Raw genomic sequence first — 2,865 nt, 5'->3', positions numbered from 1 at the left:
CGACGAGCGTCACCCTGGAACACGGGTTGAGGCAAATGCTATTGAACGGTATTGGCTCTAGGCCGACCTACGCACTCACACCAGGGGCATTGAAGATCGACCGGTGAATTTCGGCAGAGATGTCGGGCTGAAGATGCCCGACATCTGATATCAGGAGCCGAACAGTTTGACCGGCGGTCGGCAAGTGTTGGGCCGTGGCCCAACAAAAACCGTCCACAGGGGTCGATCTCTTCGGTCCGTGAAATAACGCTCATGACCGGTCAAACTCCCCGGCTGCTGGTAGCGTACCGGCCACATCCGCCGCCGGCAGCAGAAGGGCACTCGGCGCTTATGGACCCTGCTCGCTGCTCGATCCGGGTCGCGGCTGCGCTACTCCTCCATCGGCACGAAAAGACCGCCGCCCTGATGGGCGTCGCGGCCGAGCAGAATGGGGCCGGGCGCCAGCTCCCGTCGATCACCCAGGGCGCGACGACGCACAGGCGGTCGATGTCTGGGCGGCATGATGGCCGAGTTGCTCGACGAGATGGGGCGCCGCGGGTTCGATCCGGAGACGGCGGTTTTCTCCATCTGCCGGCAGTGACCCGATCAAGGACCGGTTAAGCGTATGGGAAGGTCGGCGGCGTATGGTGGCGGGACGATGCCACCAGAGTTGCCTTATGTCCGATCTTCCCACGACCGATGAGCATGCCCGGGTCCTGCTGCTTTCCAGCCGGCTGGCCGAGGCGGCGGCGGCTTACCGGCGGCTGATCGCGGAGCGGCCGGAAGACTTCACGCTCTATAACAATATGGCGGAGTCGCTGCGGCGGCTGGGCGCGCTGCGGGAGGCCCTGACGGCGCTGGACCGGGCCGACAGGCTGTTGCGCGGCCATGCCATGGTGGCGTTGAACCGGGCCGGGCTGATGGCGGAGCTGGGATGGACGGATGAAGCGGTGGGCGTGCTGGAGCCGCTGGTCCAGGCAAGTCCGGAGGATGCCGACCTTCGCCTGATGATGGGACGGCTGCTGCGTCGGGCCGGCGACCTGAAGGGAGTGGCGCGGAGCTTCGGGGTGGCGCTGCGGCTCCGGCCCGAGCATCCGGAAACGCTGCTGGCGGTGGCGGGGCTGCTGCAGGAGCAGGGCGAGACCGACGATGCCGAAAGGCTGTACCGGGCCGTGCTGGCGCTGGCGCCCGGCTTGGCGGAGGCTCCTCTGGCGCTGGGCGCCATCGCGCTGAAGCGGGGGCGTGGTGCCGAGGCGGTGGGGTTCTACCGGGAGGCGCTGAAGGCCGATCCGGCCCATGCCGGTGCTCAGCTCAGCCTGGGGAACGCGCTTCAGGAAGCGGCGCGGGCGGAGGAGGCGGGCGGCTGTTTCCGCCGGGCGCTGGCGGTGGACCGGGGAAACGCGACGGCCCGGTTCCGCGCCTGTTTCGCCAATTTGCCGATCATCTACCGGGACATGGACGAGCTGGAGCGGGCACGCGACCGCTATGCCCGCGATCTGGCTGCTATGGCGGATTACTACGCGGCTGCTTCGGTCGCCGAGCGGCGGGCGGCGGCGCTGGCGGTGGGGGGCAGCCAGCCGTTCTATCTGGCCTATCAGGGGCGGGACGACCTTGCCTTGCAGGTGCTTTACGGCGATCTGGCCGGCGGGCTGATGGCGGAGCGCTATCCGGACTTCGTCAAGCCGCTGGAAAGGCGGGATGGCTCCGAGGGTGGGGCCGGGAGTGGGGATGGGGGCGGCAGGCCGATGAGAATCGGTTTCGCCGCCGGGCATATCGGGCGGCATTCCGCCGTCAACGTCTCGCTGCGGGGATGGGCCGACGCCTTCGATCCGGCTGATGTGGAGCTGTTCTGCTACCATACCGGCGGGCGCAGCGACGACGAGACGGAGCGCTTCGCGGGTCTCAGCCGGGAATTCCGGCGCGGGCTGGGCGGTGTCGAGAACTGGGCGGAGACGATCCGGGGCGACGACCTGGACGCGCTGATCTACGGCGATGTCGGGATGGACCCGATGGTGGCCCGGCTGGCGGCCCTGAGGCTGGCGCCGGTGCAGGCGATGTCCACCGGGCATCCGGTCACGACGGGGCTGCCGACGGTCGACCTGTATCTGAGTTCGGCGCTGATGGAGCCGGAGGATGGGCAGGACCATTACCGGGAGCGTTTGATACGGTTGCCGAACCTGAGCTACGCGTACCGGCCGCTCGATCCGCCGGTGGTGCCGCTGGAGCGGTCGGACCTGGGCTTGCCGGAGGATGCGCCGGTCTACTGGTGCTGCCAGTCGCTGTTCAAATACCTGCCGTCGGACGACGAGCTGTTCGTCCGGATCGCGCGGCGGGTGCCGGACGCGCTGTTCCTGTTCATCGACTATATGCCGGCGCCCCGGGTGGCGCTGATCTTCCGGCAGCGGCTGGCGGCGGCCTTCGCCAAGGCCGGGCTGAACGCGGACCGGCATTGCCGGTTCCTGCCGCAGATGGACCATGCGCGGTTCGACGCAGTTGCCGGGCTGACCGACGTGTTCCTGGACAACCCATCATGGTCCGGGCACAACACGGCGCTGGAAGCGCTGCCCCACGGGCTGCCGGTCGTGACGCTGCCGGGGGCGCTGATGCGGCAGCGCCATTCCGCCGGTATCCTGGCGATGATCGGGCTGACCGGGACGGTGGCGGGCTGCCGGGACGAGTATGTCGAGATCGCGGCGCGGCTTGGCCTGAACAGCCGCGCGCGAAGCGAGTTGCGGCGCGCGGTGCGTCAGGCGGCGGGGAAGGCTTTCCATGACGCCTCCCCGGTCAGGGCGCTGGAGACGCTGCTGGCGGGGACGTCATCTTAGTGAAGGCGCTCCTGCCGTAGGTCGGTCTAGAGCGAAGCGGCAGCCGACAAGCAGGCGCGTC

1 protein-coding gene is annotated in these 2,865 nt (G+C 68.7%); it reads left to right on the top strand.

Features of this window, described 5'->3' with window-relative positions; translation table 11 throughout:
* Positions 1-656 precede the first annotated feature (656 nt).
* Complete coding sequence (locus tag AC5JJ6_RS07210; protein ID WP_496041383.1) at positions 657-2,804, top strand: O-linked N-acetylglucosamine transferase, SPINDLY family protein; 2,148 nt, start codon at positions 657-659, stop codon at positions 2,802-2,804.
* Positions 2,805-2,865: the final 61 nt, after the last annotated feature.

Source organism: Skermanella sp. (genome assembly GCF_059503625.1).
This window is presented reverse-complemented; position numbering and strand designations above follow the sequence as displayed.